Origin of the sequence: Virgisporangium aurantiacum (assembly GCF_016863635.1) — a bacterium.
GTDB classification, from domain to species: Bacteria; Actinomycetota; Actinomycetes; order Mycobacteriales; family Micromonosporaceae; genus Virgisporangium; species Virgisporangium aurantiacum.
On sequence record NZ_BOPG01000068.1, the window covers coordinates 23,904 to 42,738 of the forward strand.

At 70.8% G+C, this 18,835-nt stretch carries 19 protein-coding genes; 10 read left to right on the forward strand and 9 right to left on the reverse strand.

Going from position 1 to position 18,835, the window contains the following annotated elements:
* Positions 1–105: 105 nt before the first annotated feature.
* From Vau01_RS45675 to pdhA, 3 genes are read right to left on the reverse strand one after another with little or no spacing between them, the layout of a single operon-like run.
* Positions 106–1,449, reverse strand: a complete 1,344-nt coding sequence (locus tag Vau01_RS45675; RefSeq protein ID WP_204006695.1) for a dihydrolipoamide acetyltransferase family protein — start codon at positions 1,447–1,449, stop codon at positions 106–108.
* Positions 1,450–1,463: 14 nt separating this feature from the next.
* On the reverse strand, positions 1,464–2,435 hold the full coding sequence (locus Vau01_RS45680; protein ID WP_204006696.1) for an alpha-ketoacid dehydrogenase subunit beta: 972 nt from the start codon (positions 2,433–2,435) through the stop codon (positions 1,464–1,466).
* Positions 2,432–3,571 carry a pyruvate dehydrogenase (acetyl-transferring) E1 component subunit alpha gene (gene pdhA / locus Vau01_RS45685; RefSeq protein WP_373320408.1) on the reverse strand — a complete coding sequence of 380 codons (1,140 nt, stop codon included), beginning with the start codon at positions 3,569–3,571 and terminating at the stop codon, positions 2,432–2,434. The genes Vau01_RS45680 and pdhA overlap by 4 nt, the downstream gene beginning before the upstream one ends.
* Positions 3,572–3,798: 227 nt before the next feature.
* On the opposite strand from pdhA, the gene Vau01_RS45690 reads away from it, so the two are divergent.
* Positions 3,799–4,656 carry a hypothetical protein gene (locus Vau01_RS45690; RefSeq protein ID WP_204006698.1) on the forward strand — a complete coding sequence of 286 codons (858 nt, stop codon included), beginning with the start codon at positions 3,799–3,801 and terminating at the stop codon, positions 4,654–4,656.
* Between the two features lie 9 nt (positions 4,657–4,665).
* Complete coding sequence (locus Vau01_RS45695) at positions 4,666–5,274, forward strand: GNAT family N-acetyltransferase (protein ID WP_204006699.1); 609 nt, start codon at positions 4,666–4,668, stop codon at positions 5,272–5,274.
* On the opposite strand, the gene Vau01_RS45700 is transcribed toward Vau01_RS45695, so the two are convergent.
* Positions 5,247–5,909 (reverse strand): NUDIX hydrolase, encoded by a 663-nt coding sequence (locus Vau01_RS45700; protein WP_204006700.1) that lies wholly within the window; start codon positions 5,907–5,909, stop codon positions 5,247–5,249. The two genes, Vau01_RS45695 and Vau01_RS45700, sit on opposite strands and share 28 nt — an antisense overlap.
* A 73-nt stretch (positions 5,910–5,982) precedes the next feature.
* On the opposite strand from Vau01_RS45700, the gene Vau01_RS45705 reads away from it, so the two are divergent.
* The gene (locus Vau01_RS45705) at positions 5,983–7,029 is read left to right on the forward strand and encodes an SPFH domain-containing protein (RefSeq protein ID WP_204006701.1); all 1,047 of its coding nucleotides are present in this window, start codon (positions 5,983–5,985) and stop codon (positions 7,027–7,029) included.
* A complete protein-coding gene (locus Vau01_RS45710; RefSeq protein ID WP_204006703.1) occupies positions 7,026–7,916 on the forward strand; it encodes an NAD(+)/NADH kinase in 891 nt (296 codons plus the stop codon). Before Vau01_RS45705 ends, Vau01_RS45710 begins: the two co-directional genes overlap by 4 nt.
* Here the strand turns inward: Vau01_RS45710 and Vau01_RS45715 are convergent.
* Positions 7,890–9,323, reverse strand: coding sequence for a hypothetical protein (locus tag Vau01_RS45715; RefSeq protein WP_204006705.1), 1,434 nt, complete (start codon positions 9,321–9,323; stop codon positions 7,890–7,892). The two genes, Vau01_RS45710 and Vau01_RS45715, sit on opposite strands and share 27 nt — an antisense overlap.
* Before the next feature lie 81 nt (positions 9,324–9,404).
* Here Vau01_RS45715 and Vau01_RS45720 point away from each other — a divergent pair, with 81 nt between their 5' ends.
* Both Vau01_RS45720 and Vau01_RS45725 read left to right on the forward strand, forming a co-directional pair.
* Positions 9,405–9,923, forward strand: a complete 519-nt coding sequence (locus Vau01_RS45720) for a GNAT family N-acetyltransferase (RefSeq protein ID WP_204006707.1) — start codon at positions 9,405–9,407, stop codon at positions 9,921–9,923.
* An 80-nt stretch (positions 9,924–10,003) separates the two neighbouring features.
* Positions 10,004–11,029 carry a DUF4192 domain-containing protein gene (locus Vau01_RS45725; RefSeq protein WP_204006709.1) on the forward strand — a complete coding sequence of 342 codons (1,026 nt, stop codon included), beginning with the start codon at positions 10,004–10,006 and terminating at the stop codon, positions 11,027–11,029.
* On the opposite strand, the gene fdhD is transcribed toward Vau01_RS45725, so the two are convergent.
* Positions 11,013–11,864, reverse strand: a complete 852-nt coding sequence (gene fdhD, locus Vau01_RS45730; protein WP_204006711.1) for a formate dehydrogenase accessory sulfurtransferase FdhD — start codon at positions 11,862–11,864, stop codon at positions 11,013–11,015. The genes Vau01_RS45725 and fdhD overlap by 17 nt on opposite strands.
* A gap of 458 nt (positions 11,865–12,322) precedes the next feature.
* Here fdhD and mobA point away from each other — a divergent pair, with 458 nt between their 5' ends.
* The 3 genes from mobA to Vau01_RS45745 all read left to right on the forward strand — a co-directional run bounded on the left by mobA (position 12,323) and on the right by Vau01_RS45745 (position 14,553).
* Positions 12,323–13,015, forward strand: coding sequence for a molybdenum cofactor guanylyltransferase (gene mobA / locus Vau01_RS45735; protein WP_444546051.1), 693 nt, complete (start codon positions 12,323–12,325; stop codon positions 13,013–13,015).
* Complete coding sequence (locus Vau01_RS45740) at positions 13,012–13,260, forward strand: DUF6457 domain-containing protein (RefSeq protein WP_204006715.1); 249 nt, start codon at positions 13,012–13,014, stop codon at positions 13,258–13,260. The genes mobA and Vau01_RS45740 overlap by 4 nt, the downstream gene beginning before the upstream one ends.
* A 180-nt stretch (positions 13,261–13,440) precedes the next feature.
* A complete protein-coding gene (locus Vau01_RS45745) occupies positions 13,441–14,553 on the forward strand; it encodes a T3SS (YopN, CesT) and YbjN peptide-binding chaperone 1 (RefSeq protein WP_373320409.1) in 1,113 nt (370 codons plus the stop codon).
* 4 nt (positions 14,554–14,557) lie between these two features.
* Here the strand turns inward: Vau01_RS45745 and Vau01_RS45750 are convergent, their stop codons facing one another.
* The 3 genes from Vau01_RS45750 to Vau01_RS45760 form a co-directional block, all read right to left on the reverse strand.
* Complete coding sequence (locus tag Vau01_RS45750) at positions 14,558–15,313, reverse strand: hypothetical protein (RefSeq protein WP_204006717.1); 756 nt, start codon at positions 15,311–15,313, stop codon at positions 14,558–14,560.
* Positions 15,314–15,439: 126 nt separating this feature from the next.
* Positions 15,440–17,350: a beta-propeller domain-containing protein gene (locus tag Vau01_RS45755; protein WP_239152377.1), complete on the reverse strand. Its 1,911-nt coding sequence runs from the start codon at positions 17,348–17,350 to the stop codon at positions 15,440–15,442.
* Between the two features lie 43 nt (positions 17,351–17,393).
* Positions 17,394–17,825, reverse strand: coding sequence for an Lrp/AsnC family transcriptional regulator (locus Vau01_RS45760; RefSeq protein WP_204006719.1), 432 nt, complete (start codon positions 17,823–17,825; stop codon positions 17,394–17,396).
* Positions 17,826–17,887: 62 nt separating this feature from the next.
* Between Vau01_RS45760 and ddaH the strand changes: the two genes are divergently transcribed.
* Positions 17,888–18,724 carry a dimethylargininase gene (gene ddaH / locus Vau01_RS45765; RefSeq protein ID WP_204006722.1) on the forward strand — a complete coding sequence of 279 codons (837 nt, stop codon included), beginning with the start codon at positions 17,888–17,890 and terminating at the stop codon, positions 18,722–18,724.
* Positions 18,725–18,835: the final 111 nt, after the last annotated feature.

The window sequence follows — 18,835 nt, forward strand, 5'->3', positions numbered from 1 at the left end:
GATGGGATCCCTTCCTCTACACCTTAGTTAACGGCGTAGAGGCGGGGATATTCCAACGATTTGAAGGTGACGCGCCGCACACCCCGACGAATATTCGGTTGCGGTTCAGGTCCAGGACAGGAGTGCGGCCTCCGGATCGCTGAGGAATCCGCTGACGTCGTGTAGGAACTTGGAGCCCTGCTCGCCGTCGATGATGCGGTGGTCGAACGACAGGCTGAGCGTGGTGATCTGACGCACTTTGATCTTGCCCTTGTGGGCCCAGGCCGCGTCGCGGATCGAGCCGACCGCCAGGATCGCCGCTTCGCCCGGGGGCAGGATCGGCGTTCCGGTGTCGACGCCGAACACGCCCACATTGGTGATCGTGAACGTGCCGCCGGACATGTCGGCCGGTGTCGTCTTGCCCGTCTTAGCCGTGCTGACCAGGGCGTTCATGGCGTCGGCGAGTTCGCGGAGGCGCATCGCCTGCGCGTCCTTGATATTGGGGACGATCAGCCCGCGGTCGGTGGCAGCGGCGATACCGAGGTTGACGTAGTTCTTCACCACGATCTCGTTGCCGGCCCACGACGAGTTGATCATCGGGTGCCGCTTCAGCGCCGTGAGCACGGCCTTCGCCACCAGGAGCAGGGGCGAGATCCGGACGTCCCGCCACTCGCGCTGCTCCCGCAGCCGGGCCAGCGCCCGCATACCGCGGGTGACGTCGACCGTGTTGAACACGCTCACGTGCGGCGCCGTGAACGCGCTCGCGACCATGTTCTCGGCGGTCAACTTGCGGACACCCTTGACGGGTATGCGCTGCTCACGGGCGGTTTCGTCGATTGCCGGCGTGACGCTCGGCACAGCCTGCGCGCCCAGCACGTCGGCGCGCGAGATCGAGCCCGCCGGCCCGGTGCCCGTGATGGTGGTCAGGTCGACCCCGAGGTCCTTGGCCAGCTTCCGCACCGGCGGCTTGGCCAGCACGGCGACCGAGGCCTGCGAAACCACAACTGGCGCCGGCGCAACAGAAACCGGAGCAGCAGAAACCGGAGCAGCGGCAGGGGCAACGGCAGAAGACCGGGGACGGCGTTTCACCGCACCCGCCCGCGGTCCGTACCCCACCAGCACCGCGTTCGGTGCCGGACTACCGGTCATCCCCGGTTCCACCGGCGCGTCTCCGGCCACGTCGACCGCGGCCAGCGCCGCCGCCGACGGCACCGGCCCCGCACCCGGGTCGGTGTCGATCGAGATGATCGGCGTGCCGACCGCGACCGTGTCACCCTCCGAGCAGTGGATCGCGGTGACCTGGCCGGGCCACTTCGCCGGGATCTCCACCGCCGCCTTCGCGGTCTCGACCTCGACGATCGGCTGGTTCTGGGTGACGGTGTCGCCGACCGACACCAGCCACTTCAGAATGTCGCCCTCGACCAGGCCCTCACCGAGGTCGGGCAGCGCGAAGTCCTTGATGCGCGTCATCGTGTGAACCCCCCTCAGAACCCGAACGAGCGGTCGACGGCGTCGAGCACCCGGTCGAGGTCGGGCAGGAAGTCCTCCTCGAGCCGGGACGCCGGGTACGGCGTGTCGAAGCCGGTGACCCGCAGGACGGGCGCCTCCAGGGAATAGAAGCACTTCTCGGTGACCCGGGCGGCCACCTCGGCGCCGATACCGAGGTTCGACGGCGCCTCGTGCACCACCACGCAGCGGCCGGTGCGGCGGATCGACTCGTACACCGGCTCCAGGTCGAGCGGGGAGATCGTGCGCAGGTCGATCACCTCGATCGAGCGGCCGTCCTCGTCGGCGGCGGCAGCCGCGTCGAGGCAGGTGCGCACCATCGGGCCGTAGGCGACGACCGTGACGTCGGTGCCCGGCCGCACGACGCGCGACGCGTGCAGCGGCCCAGCGGGTGCGTCGAGATCGACCTCGCCCTTCTCCCAGTACCGCCGCTTCGGCTCCAGGAACACGATCGGGTCGTCGCTGGTGATCGCCTGCTGGAGCATCCAGTAGGCGTCGTTCGGGTTGGAGCACGCGACGACCTTGAGGCCGGCCGTGTGCGCGAAGTACGCCTCCGGCGACTCGGAGTGGTGCTCGACCGCGCCGATGCCGCCGCCGAACGGGATCCGGATCACCATCGGGATCGTCACCCGGCCCTGCGACCGGTAGTACATCTTCGCGACCTGGGAGACGATCTGGTCGTAGGCGGGGTAGACGAAGCCGTCGAACTGGATCTCGCACACCGGGCGGTAGCCGCGGATCGCGAGGCCGACCGCCGTCCCGATGATGCCGGACTCGGCGAGCGGGGTGTCGATCACGCGCTCTTCACCGAAGTCCTTCTGCAGGCCATCGGTGATGCGGAAGACGCCGCCGAGCTTGCCGACGTCCTCTCCCATGATGATGACCTTGTCGTCGTTCTCGAGGGCGCGGCGCAGGCCAAGGGTGATGGCTTTACCCAGCGTGGTGGTCATCGGTGGCTCCCCTCGAACGAGGCCTGGTAGGCGGCGAACTGCTCGCGCTGCTCGTCGAGCTCCGGTGAGCCACCGGGATAGACGTTGTCGAAGAGCGTCAGCGGCTGCGGGTCGGGCATCGCCAGCACCCGTTCGCGCAGATCCTGCGCTTGCGCAGCGGCAGATTCGTCGCAATCCGCATAAAACGCGTCATCTGCCATGCCCTCGTTCGAAAGCAGGAGACGCATCCGCTTGATCGGGTCCTTGGCCTGCCAGGCCTCGACCTCGCTGGCGATGCGGTACCGCGTGGGGTCGTCGTTCGTGGTGTGCGCGCCCATCCGGTAGGTGTAGGCCTCGACCAGGGTCGGACCCTGGCCGTGCCGGGCCTGGTCGACGGCCTTGCGGGTGACCGCATAGGTGGCGAGCACGTCGTTGCCGTCGACCCGAACGCCCGGGAAGCCGAAGCCGTTGGCGCGCTGGTAGAGCGGCACGCGGGTCTGGCGTTCGAGCGGCTCGGAGATCGCGTACTGGTTGTTCTGGCAGAAGAACACGACCGGCGCGTTGAAGACCGTCGAGTACACGAACGCCTCGTTGACGTCGCCCTGGCTGGAGGCCCCGTCGCCGAAGTACGCGATGACCGCTTCGCCCTCGTCTGTACCGACCTTGCCGTCCATGGTGATGCCCATGGCGTAGCCGGTGGCGTGCAGGGTCTGCGCGCCGATCACGATCGTGTACATGTGGAACTTGAACGCCTGGGAGTCCCATCCGCCCTGGTCGACGCCCCGGAACAGGCCCAGCGGCATGATCGGGTCGATGCCGCGGCAGTAGAGCACGCCGTGTTCCCGGTAGGTCGGGAACGCCATGTCCTGCGGGCGCAGCGCCCGGCCGGAACCGACCTGGGCGGCCTCCTGGCCGAGCAGGCTGGCCCAGATGCCCAGCTCACCCTGCCGCTGCAGGGCGGTGGCCTCGGCGTCGAGCTTGCGGACGGTGACGAGATCGCGGTAGAGGCCGCGGTACTCCTCGTCGGTGAACTCGACGGAGTACTCGGGGTGTTCCACCCGTTCGCCGTCGGCGTTCAGTAGTTGTACGAAGTCGGGGTCGTGCCCCGGACCTCCCTTGGCCATTCGTGTTCTCCCTGTCGTGTCTCGCAACGGCAGTGGGGTGACCCTGCCGCGCAGCGGGGTGGTGCCGCGCGCTCCGCCCGATCGGGGTGGCGCTCGCGGCGGGAGTGGACGCCGGCGCCGAGCCACGCAGGGTGTGCGAAGGCCGCGGCCCCGGTGCCGCCGCGTCCAGTCTCGCATTACTTTGCCCCGGAACCACGGGCAAGACGTTCAAGGAATCTCATGTTCGCGTCCGACCCCGGTATATCCGCGTTGGAGTCAGCGTGCCCCTCCCCCCGCGCGCACCCGAGGACGCCACTCCGAGCGTCAGGTCACATCCCGTAATCGAGGCGGCGCTCTCCGCCGCCCGGACGTCCTACTCGCCGGCGACGCACAAGGCGCCGGTCCGCTCGCCGAGCCGCCGGGCCTGGATCGCGGTCGGCCTGCTCATCGCGCTGACCGCGCTGCCGACGCTGGTCGTGCTCCTCGCCGGGCGCGCGGCTCTGCGTTACGAAGAGCCTCCGGACGGCTATCGCGCCGATGGCGGCCAGCCGGTCGTCGTGGCGCCGGGTCCGCACATCGCGCCGCCGCATCCGCCCGCGGCCGTCGCTCCCGAGGGCGGCGTGTCGGGCGGCGCCGCGCCGTCCGCCGCGGACGGCCTGGCCGGTGGCGCGGTCCCCGCCGGGCGGCGGCCCGAGTCGAGTCCCTGCCCGACCCCGGCCGCGGGCACCGCGGCCGGTGCCACCGCGGCCGGTTCCGTCGCCGCCGGGCCCGGCTCCGGCGGGGCCCAGGCTGTCGGTGTTGGCGGTGTTCCGGCCGCCGGCGCTCCGGCGGGTCCCGGCAGTTCCGGTGACGCCGTGAGCGTCCCCCCGGCGACCGCGACGGACCAGAACGTGGGACCCGACGAGCCGTCGGACGATGATCACGGTTCCGGTGGCCAGGCGGCCGCGCCCGCCCCCGGCGGTCCGGGCGGTTCGGGTTCGCGTTCCGGTTCCGGTTCCGGCCACGACTCCGGCAGCTCCACCGGCTCCGGGGGCCATGGTTCCGGCTCGGGTTCCGGCGGGTCGAGCGGTTCCGGCGGCTCCACCGGCTCCGGTTTCATCGAGAACGTGCTGGAAGGGCTGGGTATCAAGGTCGGCTAGTGTTCCGGCGTGGCCCATGTACGCCGATACGAGCCGACCGATCTGGACACGCTCCGGGAGATCTGCATTCTCACCGGGCACACCGGACGCGACGCCCGCGGCAGCATGACCGACACCGCGCTGCTGCCCGACACGTTCGCCGAGCCGTACCTGGTCTACGACCCGCTGCTCGCGTTCGTGGCCGACGACGGCGGCCGGGCGGTCGGATACATCCTCGGCACCGCCGACACGGCCGCGTTCGCCGGCTGGTTCCAGACCACCTGGCTGCCGCTGGTGGCGCCGCGGCACGCCGGCCGGCCGGCCGAGGTCACCGACTTCGAGAGTCTCATCCGCGAGCTGATGTACAACCCGGCCCGGATGGTGCACGACGACCTGGCCCCGTACCCGGCGCACCTGCACATCGACCTGCTGCCCGGCTACCAGGGCCAGGGCCTCGGCCGGAAGCTGATGGACGCGTTCCGCGGCGAGCTGGTGAGCCGGGGGATCGAGAAGTTCCACCTCTCGATGGACCCGAAGAACGTCGACGCGCGGGCGTTCTACGAACGGCTCGGCTTCGAGCCGATCGCGGTGTCGTCGGATCCCGGTGGCACCTACCTCGGTCGCAGCAGCGGCGGGTAGAGCACCTCGGCGTCCCCCCGCTGGAAGAGCTCGGCGGGACGGCCCGCCGCCTGCGCGCGGCGCCGGCCGGTGGCCTTGACGAAGCCGTCGGTGGTGGTCGCCTTGCGATGGAAGTTGCGCGGGTCGAGGTCGGTGCCCCAGACCGCTTCGTAGACCGCGCGGAGTTCGGCGATCGTGAACTCCGGCGGACAGAACGCCGCGGCGAGCGAGGTGTACTCCAGCTTCGCGCTGGCGCGTTCGATGCCGTCGCGGAGGATGGTGTCGTGGTCGAACGCGAGGCGGGTGGCCGTGTGCGCCGGCCGCCAGTGGGCGACCGCGGCGTCGGAGCCGGCCGTCGGAACGGGCAGGTCCGGTAGCAGCGCGAGATAGGCGACGCTCACCACGCGTCCCCTCGGATCTCTACGCGGCGCGCCATACGTTCGAAGCTGTTCCAGATGACCGGCGACCGACGCGACGCCGGTCTCTTCGCGGAGCTCGCGCCCGGCGGCGGCCGCGAGATCCTCGTCGGCGAGCACGAATCCGCCGGGCAGCGCCCACCGTCCCTTGTGCGGCGCGACGCCGCGCCGGATCAGCAGCGTGCACAACTCACCGCCGCGAATGGTCAGCACAACGAGGTCGACTGCGACGTCCACCACTTATCACCACCTTGACGATAAAGGTCGGTCGAGGATATCGTCGATGTGACGATAACAGAGGGCGAGGGTGGACATGGCCGACATCACGAGGCGGTTCTTCCTCCGTCACCTGCGCGGGGAGCCGACGACGTTCGTGCGGCACACGGTGCGCGGCCGGGTCCGGCACGAGGGCGTCGGCCAGTCGTTCTGGTACCGGCCGTTGACGGCGGTGCTGTCCGAGGTTCCGGTCGACGATCGCGAGCTGCCGCTGCTGTTCCACGCGCGTACGGCCGATTTCGCCGACGTCACCGTGCAGGCCACGGTCACCTACCGGCTCAGCGACCCGGGGCTCGCGGCCGAGCGGCTCGACTTCGCGATCGACCCGCAGCGCGGTGAGTGGCGCGGCCAGCCGCTCGACCAGGTGGCCACGCTGCTCGCCGAGCTGGCTCAGCAGCCCGCGCTCGACCTGTTGAGCCGCCTGCCATTGACAGGCAGCAGCCGATCTGTCGCCGAAAGAGGCGACGGGGCGCTCACCGCCGGCATCGCGCCGGTGCGGTCGGCGTTGGCGGCCGCGCTCGCCGACGATCCGCGGCTGGTCGAGACCGGTGTGACGGTCGTGTCGTCGCGGGTGGTCGCGATCCGGCCGGAGCCCGACCTGGAACGCGCGCTGCAGACGCCCACCCGCGAGGCCGTGCAGCAGGAGGCCGACCGGGCCACGTACGCGCGGCGCGCGGTGGCCGTCGAGCAGGAGCGGGCGATCGCCGAGAACGAGTTGCAGAGCCGCATCGAACTCGCCCGTCGCGAGCAGCAACTGGTGGAGCAGAAGGGCGCCAACGATCGCCGGGTGGCCGAGTTGGATTCGGCGGCGAAGTTGGTGGCGAGCCAGGGTTCGTTGGAGCGGTCGCGGCTCGCCGCCGAAACCGAGCGGGCCAAGGATTCGGCCCGGGCCGACGGCGTGCGGGCGGTCGGGTTGGCGTCGGCGGAGACGGAGGTGGCCCGGCTCGGGGCCTATCGCGAGATGCCGGCCGAGGTGCTGTACGCGATCGCGCTGGAGAAGCTCGCCGCCAACCCGCCGCAGATCGGTGAACTCACCATCACGCCCGACGTCCTGACGAAACTGATCGGACGGTTCAGCTCATGACTCTCGCCCCTCGCGCGGTCGTCGTGTCGCGGCGCAGCGAGCTCGACGAGCTTCTCGCCCGCCACGGCACCCGCGCGGCCGCCGCGTACTTCCTCCGTCAGCGCGGGCGCGATCTGTCCGATGTGGACGATCGGCACCAGGCGCAGCGGCGGGCGCTCACCGCCGTCGGGTCGGCGATCCCGCCCGATTGGCGGCAGGGCCGGGTCGACCGGGCCGACCTGCCGCGGTTCCTGTTCGGCCCGGAAGACGTGGTGATCGCCGTTGGCCAGGACGGCCTGGTGGCGAACGTCGCGAAGTACCTCGACGGGCAGCCGGTCATCGGCGTCAATCCTTCCCGTGGGGTGATCCCGGGGGTGCTGGTCCAGCACGAGCCGTCGGCGGTGGCCGGCATGCTTCGGAGCCGCATGCTGGCCGTGACGCAGCGGCCGATGGTGACCGCCTCGCTCGACGACGGGCAGGAACTGGCCGGGCTCAACGAGGTCTACTGTGGACACACGACGCACCAGTCGAGCCGGTATGTACTGTCCACACCGGACGGTCAGCGCGAACGGCAGTCGTCATCGGGTGTGGTGGTGGGCACCGGCACCGGCGCCACCGGTTGGTGCGGGTCGATCGCCCGCGCCGTGCGCAACCCGCCGGAGTTGCCGAAGCCCGACGAGGCGGCCCTGTGCTGGTTCGTGCGGGAGGCGTGGTCGTCGCCGGCCACGGGCGTGTCGGCGGTGGCCGGCCGGCTCACCGGCGACCAGCGGTTGGAGATCACCTGTGAGAGCGAGAAACTCGTGGTGTTCGCCGACGGGCTGGAGCCCGATCACCTGGACCTGTCGTGGGGGCAGCGGGTGCGCATCGGGCTCTCCGACCGGTCACTCAGCCTGGTTGTCGCCTCGTAGGTTGTAGCCGGTCAGCCAGTCGGCGACGGCCTGCTCGTCGTCGAGGTCGACGCCGTCCTTGAGCAGTTCGATCATCGCGGTGGCCGCTTCGCTGCGGTGCGACCCGCTCCGGGCCCGCTCCGCGAACTCGGCGCGGTTCGTGGCTACCGCGGCGACGTTCTGCGCCACCTCGCGGGCCTGTAGCCCGCTCATCCGGCCGGCCCACCGCACCCACGCCGAGAGCACCCGCGGGACTATCTCGATGTCGGCGCGGTCGAGCAGGGCCTGCGCCGGCAACCAGTCCAGCAGAAATTCCTTGACCGTGTCGGGGTTCCACCGCAACGGATCGCTCGCGGCGAAACCACTGATGAGCTTCAACGCGAAGTCCCGCGACTCCCCGTCGGACTTCGCGATGCGCGCCGCCTCGGGAGCGACCAGGAAGTCCTTGACCGTGAGCAACTCCTCCGGCTCTGGCAGCAGCCGCAACCGTTGCGCGGCAAGCGCGCGGTCGCTCGTGAGCGAGCGCGCCTCGGGCAACTCGGCGAGCGCGTCGGTGGCATCGAGGTAACGCTCGACGACGCCGCGCAACTCGCCCGGGTCGACCTCGTCCATCCGCATCGTCGGGTCGGTTGCCGCCGCCGCTTCGAGCTGGGCCAGAAGCGCACCGGCCGGCGCCGCCACGAACAGGTCACGCACGTGGCCGAGATCGTGGTCGACCACCGCGGCGACGACGTGTTCGGGACCCCCCGCGGTCGGCTCGGCATAGGCGAACGAGGCCAGGTAGGTGACCTGTGTGCCGCCACGGTCGCCGAAGGCGTGCGAGCCGGTGGGCCGCACCGTGTCAAGCTGCTCCACCCAGCTCGGCGGGTCAGCCGGCGGCGCGGGACGCGTGTGACCCCCGGTGTCGTGCGTCGCGAGGACGGCTTTCAGCAGCTCCGCGGGACGGGTGTGCCGGTGGGCGAGGTGCTCGCGCAGGCCCTCGGTGGTCTCGGTGAGCACGGCGCCCCGGTTCCCGTCGGCGATCGCGTAGGCGGCACCGAGCATCGTCGACACGACGAGTTCCGCATCGTAGGCGGTGCCGACCCGGTCAAGGTCACCGGCGACGGAGAGGAAGAGTTCGTACCGGGACGCGGCGAGGTCGGCAGCCAGCCGTTGCGCTGGGACGTCGTGGTAGCCGCGTCCACCGTTCTTGTCGCTGTCGCCGCTGTCCTGCTCGCTGCCGCTGTCCTGCTCGCTGCTGTTGCCGTCGCCGTTGTTCTTGCCGTTGTCGTTCTTGCCGTTGTCGTTCTTGCCGTTGTCGTTCTTGCCGTTGTCGGGGTTGCCGTTTCCGTCGGGGCCGCCGTTTTCGGCTGAGCCGCTGCCTTCGGCAGGCATGCTGCCGTTTTCGGCGGGCCTGTCGCCGTCGTCTGCTGCCTCGGGGGTGGGCATGCGCGCGAGTCTACGTCGCAACCCTGGTGCAGTTCGGGCCAATCGGCCACGCGGAGCGTCGGCGGCCACCAGCATGAAAACATGACGCAGACTCTCGCTCCGCGCCTTGCGGTCGGTGTTCGCCCGTACCGGGCCGCCGATCACAACGCCTGCCGCCGGTTGTGGGCCGAACTGGTGGAGCAGCAGTGGGAGTTTTACGGCGGCCATGACGGCAGCGATCCGGGTGCCGGGTTCGAGGAGTACCTCACACGTCTCGACCTCGCAGGGATGTGGGTGGCCGACGACAACGGGGTCGTGGGCCTGATCGGACTGGTCCTGGGTGATGCCGGTGGTGCGGTGGACCCGGTGGTGGTGGCCGGGGGCCGTCGCAGTGAAGGAATCGGGCGCGCGTTGCTGTCTCACGTGGCTGAGCAGGCCCGCATGAGGGAACTTCGTGAACTGACCATCTCGCCGGCCTGGCGCAATGTGGAGGCGATCCACTGCCTGAATGCGGCGGGTTTCGACGTTCTCACCAACGTCACCTTGGCGATGCGACTGGATGGACGGGCGGACGACCTCCAGCCGGGCCCAAGTCTGCACGACCGCGACTTCCGTTGCTAGGCCCTGTGGATAACTCGCCGTTATCCACAGGCGGGAATTGACTGTTCCCTTCGCGGGGTCGGCTCCGCAAGCCTTGGCTCATGCCAAATCTCGCTCTCCGCTCACACGCCGATCTCCTCGCGGCGGTGCCGTACCTGCTCGGGTTCCAGCCCACCAACAGCCTCGTGCTGCTGGTGTTCCACGGGAAACATGTCGTTCTCCAGGTCCGGGTCGACCTACCGCCGCCCGACGAGGTCGACGACCTGGCGAGGTACCTGGTCAAGACCACCGCGCGGAGCCTTCCGGCGAGGGAGGCCGCGGAGCGCGACGGCCCGGTCGGCATCGGGCTCATCGGGTACGGCACGGCGTCCAGGTTCCTGCCGCTGGCCGACGCGGTGCACGGCGAACTTACGCGGCGCGGCCTGCCGGTCGTCGACATCCTGCGCGCCGACGAGGGTCGGTACTGGAACCTGCTGTGCGACGACCCGGGTTGTTGCCCGCCCGAGGGCCTGCCGTTCGATCCCGCCGTTACCGGTGCCGCGGCGGGCGCGACGTTCGCCGGCCTCGTCGTCCATCCCGATCGTGCGGCGCTCGCGGCAACCCTCGATCCCGTCGCGGGTGCGGGCATCGAGCCGGAAATCGCCCGTGCGCTTGAACGGATCGGCCGGTTGTCGGGCGGTCAGCGCGGGTTGAAGGCGGCGGCGCGGGTGGCCGTCCGGCAGGCGTTCGAGCGGTACATGAACGGCGGCCGGCTCGACGATGACGAGATCGCGTGGCTGGCGGTCCTGCTGGCCGACGTCCTGATCCGCGACGACACGTGGGCCCGCATCCTGTCCGGCCCCACGGTGCCCGAGCACGCGAAGATCTGGCTAGACGTGGTTCGGCGGGTGCCGCTCCGCTACGTTCCGGCGCCCGCGACACTGCTGGCCCTGGTGGCGTGGCGGTCCGGCGACGGCGTCCTGGCCGTTGTCGCCGCCGAGCGCGCACTGGCGGCCGACCCGTCGTATCGCCTCGCCAACCTGCTGCTGCACGCCCTGCGCCGCGGTTTTCCGCCGTCAGCCCTCGACGACATGCCGGCGGCACCTCGCCGCCGGCGGCGGGCACCCCGCCTCAGCGAGGCGGCATGACGACTCGGTGCTCGCCGCTGTAGAGGTTGAACACGCGGCTGCGGAGAAACCCGACGAGCGTCAGTCCCGATTCCGCCGCCAGCTCAACGGCGAGCGTGCTCGGTGCCGAGACGGCCGCGAGCACCGGCACCCCGGCCAGGGTCGCCTTCTGCACCAGCTCGAAGCTGGCCCGTCCGCTGACCATCAGCACATGCCCGGTGGCCGGCAGCCGGCCGGCGCGAGCCGCCCAGCCGACCACCTTGTCCACCGCGTTGTGGCGACCCACGTCCTCCCGGGCGCACACCAACTCGCCGCCCGGCGTGAACAGGCCGGCCGCGTGCAGCCCGCCGGTGGCGTCGAACGCCTTCTGCGCCGCCCGCAACGTGTCGGGCAGCGAGGTCAGGACCTCGGCGTCCACGGTCACCGGATCGGCGGCGATGTCGTACCGCGACCGCACCCGCACCGCGTCGATGCTCGCCTTACCGCAGACCCCACACGAGGAGGTGGTGTAGAAATGCCGCGCCGGATCGGTGCTGGGCGGCGCCACGCCGGGCGCGAGCGCCACGTCGACGACGTTGTAGGTGTTCGGCTCGTTGTCGCCGGCGCACAGTTGGGCCGTCACGACGTCGTCCGACGAGGCGATGATCCCCTCGGTCACGAGGAAGCCGATCGCCAGGTCGATGTCGTTGCCCGGCGTCCGCATGGTGACCGCTAACGCGGGCCGCCGCGCACCGGCCGGCCCCACCCGGATCTCGAGCGGTTCCTCCGCGGCCAGCGTGTCGGGCCTCGTCAGTCGCGGCTGGGGCGAATCCAGGTCGACGCGGGTGATGCGCCGGCGGGCGGTTACGCGTCCCATCGGTCGAGCGTATGCGTTTCTCTCACGATCGCGATTCGGGGCTCGGCAACTGTCCTCGTGGCAGTCTTGGAGTCCTGATTGGATCTTGCGGGAAACCTGGTCCGTGTTGATGGCCCGGCTGGGCATTTACGCGCGTCCGCTGTCGTTCGGAAGCACCCGGTCTCGCCGGGTAGAGCCTTCAAGATCATGGGACGTTGCGACGTTGTCGCTCTTTTATGTCTGATTTGCCCGCAACAACGTCGCAGGATCACAGGATGGACTTCACCCACCGGCTGGAGGTCCCGCGAGCCGATGATGCGTGGGTGTCGTGCGCTCGCCGGTGTCGGGGCGGCGTGGGGCGGGCGGGCCTACGGTGGGCGTATGACCGAGCACCTGTGCGAGGGCATCAGCGCGGAGAGCCCTCCCCGTCAGGGCGGGTCACCACGAAGTGGGGAGCCGTCATGACCCGGTTCGGCGTGGTGGTTCTGGCGGGGGGAGCGGGGCGCCGCCTTGGGGGAGCGGCCAAGCCCACTCTCGCCGTTGGTGGGACGCCGATGCTCGCGCGGGTTCTGGCGGCCGTCGACGATGCCGATGGGCGGGTGGTGGTCGGGCCGGGCTCGCTCGGGTTGATCGTCCCGCCGGGCGTCCGGGTGATCCAGGAGGAGCCGGCGGGTGGTGGTCCGGTCGCGGCCCTGGCCGCGGGACTCGCGGAACTCGCCGCCGGCACGGCGGGAACAGGCACGGCGGGAACAGGCATGACGGGGCCTGGCACGGCGGGGCCTGGCACGGCGGGGCCTGGCACGGCGGGGCCTGGCACGGCAGGGCCTGGCACGGCGGAACCCGATGTCGTGGTGGTGCTTGCGGCGGATCTCCCCCTGCTCACCCAAGAAGCCGTCGAGGCGCTCCTTCTCGCGCTCGGTGATCATGATGGGGCGGTGTTCGTCGATGATGGTGGGCGGCGGCAGTGGCTTTGTGGGGTCTGGCGATCGGCGGCGCTCAGTGAGCGCCTCGCCGCGCTCGCGGCCAGCGGTCCGCTTGGTGGGCGGGCGATGCGGGAGCTTGTCGCGCCGTTGCGGGTGGTTGGCGTGCCGGTCGGTGGTGGGAGGCGGCCACCGTGGTACGACTGCGACACCCCTGCCGATCTGGCCGACGCCGAACGGAGACTGACGTGACCCTGGACGAGTGGGCCGCATTGGCGGCAGCCGAACTCGGCCTCGACGCACTTCCGACCGATGATCAGCGACTGGTCCTCGATCTTGCGCGTGAGGTTGCCCACAACACGGTGCGGCCCGGGGCGCCGGTGTCCGCTTACCTGGTGGGGCTCGCGGTCGGGCGGGGTGCTTCGCTGGCCGAGGCCACCGGGGCATTGATCGAGCTTGCGCACCGCCACGGCGCGGACGCGTCGGGTGGTGGCTGAGGTCGCGGGGTACACACGTCGCCGCGGCGGCGGGCTTGCGCAGCGCCACGGCGCGGACGCGTCGGGTGGTGGCTGAGGTCGCGGGGTACACGCGTCGTCTCGGCGGTGGGTGGGCATCGTAGGGTGGGCGGCGTGACGACCGATCCGGCGCCGTCTGGCCAGACCCGAACCGATTCGGCCCTGGTGGGTGGCGGCCTACCCGAGGCGGCGCTCCTCAACGACCTGACGGCCGACCTGCGAACCAAGGTCGGGGAGGCGTGGCAGGAGTTCGGCCGTTCCCTCGCGGCCGCCCTTCCCGTGTTGCCGGCCGGTGCCAGCGTCGAACTGACGCTCGACCCGACGGCTTCGGGCACCGACGACGCCGTGTACTCGGTCGACGTCACGGCCAGCAAGACGAACTTCACGGCCTTCGCGGTCGGGAACTCCGGGTTGCCGGTGGCCTACCGGCTGAGCCGGGCCGCGGTGGGCGACCTGGTGGCGTTGGGCTGGTCGCCGCCGGGGGTGGTGGACGGGTCGGGCGACTCGTTCGGCCTGCAGTTGCCGCTCGTCGACGCGGCGACGCTCGCCGTGGTGGTCACCCGCACCATGCGGGACGTGTACGGGGCGCCGCACCCGGCGTTTCTCACCTACGCCGTCACCGGTGCCGATGCCACGCCGGTCGAGTTGCCGGCGCTCGGCACCGCTCGGGCGGTGCTCGGTGGACCGCTTCCTCCGCCCGCGGTCACCGCTTCGGAAGGGGCGGCGCCGGAAGCGGAAAACTCAGACACCGAGACCGAGGCGACCGGGTCGGACCCGGCCGACGATACGGCTGGGCTGCTGGCCGATCCGTCGGTGCTGCTGCCGCTGGCCGAGCGGGTTCAGCTCGTGGTCGCCAAGCTCCTGAAGACCAAACCCGAACAATTGCAGGTGGACGCCGACGGCGACATCGGCATCCGGGCCGGATCGGCGATGGTGTTCGTGCGGGTGCGCGACAACCCGCCGCTCGTCGACGTCTTCTCGCCGGTGCTCACCGAGATCGAGCCGACCGAACGGCTCTACCGCAAGCTCTCCGAGCTTACGAACCGCATGCCGATCGGCCGGCTGTACTGCAGCAACGATACGGTCTGGGCCTCGGTGCCGGTGATGGGTCGCGACTTCCAGGCGTCGCACCTGATGCTCGCCGTACAGGTGATGACCGGCCTCGCCGACGAACTCGACGACCGCCTCCAGGGCGAGTTCGGCGGCAAGCGCTTCTACGGCGACGCCGAGAAGTCGTCGGGCCCGGCGGAGGAGCGCACCGGCATGTACCTGTAGCCGGTCAGCCCCACGGGAACAGGCGCGGGAAGTCACCGAACGGGCCGTTCCACGGTGCGGGGTCGGCCGGCTGCTGCCTGGGCTGGTCACGCCACTGGCGGCGGGGCGCCTCCCAGTTCCGGCGATCCGTGTCCGGCGCGGTCGTCTCGGTCGCGGTCGGGTCATCGGCACCGGGATCGGCGAGACCAGGATCAAGAACGCCGGGATCACCAGCGCCGGGATCAGCGGCGCCAGGATCGGAAGCGCCGGGATCACCAGCACCGCCAGGATCAGCGGCGCCGGGATCAGCAGCGCCAGGATCGGAAGCGGCAGAAGAAGAGGCAGAGGTCGGGGCCGGCGCCGGTGCGGCCGCCGCGTTGGTCGCGGTCGGCGTCAAGCGGACGGCGGACGCGGTGGGTCCGGCAACGGGACGCCGAGCAGCAGCGGCCCGACGCGTCGCCTCCTCCGTTCCCGGCACCACGGGCCGGGCCGCCGGTCCCACCCCGTCGACCGGCACGGCGTCCCCGCCAGACGTGACCGGTGCGGGCGCCGGCAGCCCCAATGCCTCCGCCCAGCCGGGCGTGTCGATGGGCGACGTGGCCGAGGGCGACGGTGTCGGTCCGACCGCCGCCACGTCGTGCGGCGTCCCGGCCGGCCGATCGAGCGCCCAGGTGAGACCGGCGACGGCCATCCCGGTGACGCCGGCGGCGACGATCGCAGCGGCGGCCAGTGCCATTCCCGGCGGTGTGCGTCCACGATTGTTGGCCAGCTCGAAGTCCATCCGGTTCCCCCCGTTTTTAGCCGAATGTCGCTTATCGAGGTGACCACCGTTCCTGCCGGGGTGTGAGTTCAGCTCGGAGGTTTCACGCGAACGGGTGGTTCGCGAGGCCGGAAAGACCCGAAGGAGTTACGTGAACGGCACCCACGCCCGCTGGACCGCGGTGCCCGCGTCGCTGGCGAGCAGGCCCTGCGGTGACACCGTCCACAGCGTCCCGTCGATGAACAGCGACCGGCGGATCATCGCCGGGTAACCGTTGTCGGTCGCCGGATGCGCGATGAACCCGAGTTCGGTGATCGAGGTGCCGGTCACCTTCAGGGCCAGGGCGCCGACCCGGTCGCCGCCGCCCTTCCCGGTCAGCGGCACCACCAGCAGGCCGGTCGCCGGCCAGTACAGGAACGCGTGCGGGTCGAACTCGGCTTCGGAATGCGCGCCCCGTACGTGATATTGCGCGAGACGCTTGGGAGCGGCCGGATCGCGGACGTCGAACAGCGAGACCTGCGTTCCCTGCGCCCGCCCCTGCTCGCTGGCCTCCTGCCCGATGCCGAGCAGCAGCCCGTCGCCGGCCGGGTGCAGGTAGGCCGAGTACCCGGTGATCTTCAGTTCGCCGGTGACCGTCGGCTTCGTCGGATCGCGCAGGTCGACCGTGTACAGCGGGTCGGTCTGCCGGAACGTCACGACGTAGCCGGTGGGGCCGACGAACCGCACCGAATAGATGCGCTCGCCCTTCCCGAGCCCGCCGACCTTGCCGACGACGGAAAGCCGGCGGCCGTCCTGCCGCAGCGCGTACACCGTCGACTCGCTGGCGCCGGTGCCGCCCCACGTCGTGGTGCCGGTGGTGGTCGCCACGCGGAGGTGCCCGTTCCAGTCCGACATCGAGTACTGGTTCAGCAGCCACCCGTCGACCGCGCCACCGGCGACGAACGCCGGCCGGCCGGGCTTCGACGTGTCGAACTTGTAGAGCTCGGTGCGCTGCTGCAGCGCGGTCGACCCGTCCTCGGCGCGGCTCATCGTGCGCCAGCGCTGGTCGTTCGCGACGTAGAGGCTCGGGCCGTTGGAGTACACGGTGTCGCCGTCGGCCGCGACAGTGAGCGGGTCGCCGTTGCCGATCGTGTCGCGGGCCAGGTCGAACGTGAGCACGGTGAGCATCGCCGCCGCGGTGAAGTCGGTCGGGTGCGCCACCCGCGAGCAGTCGATCCGGCCGGTGGAAACTGATCCGTTGTCGTCGATCGAGTACGCCGGCAGCCAGTCGGCCAGGTCGGCCTCGCCGATCGCCTTGAGCAGCGCCAACCGGTACGCCTCCGGCGTGCCCGTGTCGCTGGGCATGTCGATCTCCGGGCTCGACCTCACCACGACCCGCACCGTCGAGCCGACCTGCCGCGCGTCGACCACGGAACCGGTCAGGGCGAACCGGCCGATCACGCGCGGGGTGCCGGCCAGGTCGACAAGCGTCACCTGCGGCGTCGCCGGGTTGCCCCGGTACATCCCGCCGTAGCGCGAGCCGATCAGCAGCACCTTGTCGCCGTTGATCAGCAGTTCGCCCAGGTCGTAGTCACTCTGCTGACCGGAGGCGACGACCACCCGGGCGACCTGCGCCCGCGTCACCGCATCGACCACCCGGAGGACGCCGGCCTGGACCGTCACGATCCGCTTGCCGTCGGTCTTGACCAGGTCGGGCTCGTCGACACCGGCCTCGTGGTTGTTCGTTCCGGAGTAGCCGCCGGACTCGCCGGTCGCCGTCTTCGCGCCTGCGGCCTCCCGCGCACCCGCCGCGGAGTCCGCCGCGCCGGCCGCGGAGTCGGCCCGGGTCGCCTGGGCGGGTTCGAAGTTGTGCGAATACCGCATGCCCCACGCCGCCACGTTCTTCCGCGCGGCCTCCCGAAGGCCTTCGAGGGCGGCGTCGCAGTTCTCGTACGACGCCAACCGGAACTCCGCACCGGTGTCGACCGGCCGCTCGGAGGCCGGGGGCTTGTCGGACGTGCATCCGGCGGCCACCAGGCACACCGCCGCGGCCAACACGGTGACTGCGTGACGCTTCATGTCCCTACGACGTGGCGGACCGGGAGCGGGTTCCCGGCGAATTTCAGTCGATCAGCCGGGACAGCACGATCATGCTCCGCGTCGAGGTGACGAACGGCTCGGCGCGCAGCCGTTCCAGCGCCTGCTCCAGGCCGGCGATGTCGGCGGCCCGCAGGTGCACCAGCGCGTCGGCCTCACCCGAAACGGTGAACAGCCCGACCACCGCCGGATGCCGTTTCGCGGCCGCCGACAACTGGGCCGGGCTGGTGCGGCCGGTGCAGAAGAGTTCGACGAACGCCTCGGTCGTCCACCCGATCGCCACCGGGTCGACGACGGCCGTGAATCCGCGGATGACCTTGCCGGCCCGCAACCGGTCGACCCGGCGCTTCACGGCCGGCGCCGAGAGCGCGACCCGCGAGCCGATCTCCGCATACGAATAGCGGGCATCCTCCTGCAACAGCGCAATGATCCGCTGATCGATGTCGTCAACACGCAACGAACCGCTCCTGCCTCGCAAGATTCCCGGCTATCAAGACCACCGCCGTCAACTTACCGTTTGTGATCGTGAGAGTCGTGGAGCGTAAGCCTCGAAAGCGGACATATCTCATGTGTCCGCCCGAGTACTTCGCGGTCGGGTACGCGATCAACCCGTGGATGGCGCCGGGCACGCCGGTCGACGTCGAACTGGCCGTCAAGCAGTGGACGGTGCTGCGCGACACCCTGCTCGGGCTCGGCCACACGGTGCACGTCCTGCCGCCCGGGCCGGAGCTTCCCGACATGGTGTACGCGGCGAACGGCGCGTTCAGCGTCCACGGTGTCGTTTACGGCGCGAGGTTCCGCTACCCGCAGCGGTCGGCGGAGGCCGACCGCCATCGCGCCTTCTATCTCGAACAGGGCTGGCGATACGTTGCGCCGACCGTGATCAATGAGGGCGAGGGCGACTTCGCCTACCTGCCCGGCCGGCTCGGTGGGCTGGTGCTCGCCGGACACGGGTTCCGCACCGATCCGGCCGCGCACGCCGAGGCACAGAGCGTGCTCGGGCGTCCGGTGCTGTCGCTGCACCTCAGCGACCCGCGGTTCTACCACCTCGACGTCGCGCTCGCCGCCCTCGACGACCACACGGTCGCCTACTTCCCCGGTGCGTTCACGGCGCCGACGCGGCAGATCCTGCGCAACGCGTTCCCCGACGCCGTTATCGCCGACGAGGACGACGCGCTCGCGTTCGGTCTGAACCTGATCAGCGACGGCCGCCACGCGGTCCTGAACAGCGAGGCGACGGGGCTCGCGGCGAAACTGCGCGCGGCCGGGTACGAGCCGGTGCCGGTCGAGCTCGGTGAGTTGAAGAAGGGCGGCGGCAGCGTCCGCTGCTGCATCGCGGAGCTGCGATCGGCCTAGTTTCAGCGATTAGGTATTGCGACATTCGGGTACACCCGCCGCACCAGGAAGGGGGAACCCGATGACCAGAATCTCTTTCACGGTCGTCCGTCTCGGTGGTGCGGCGCTCAT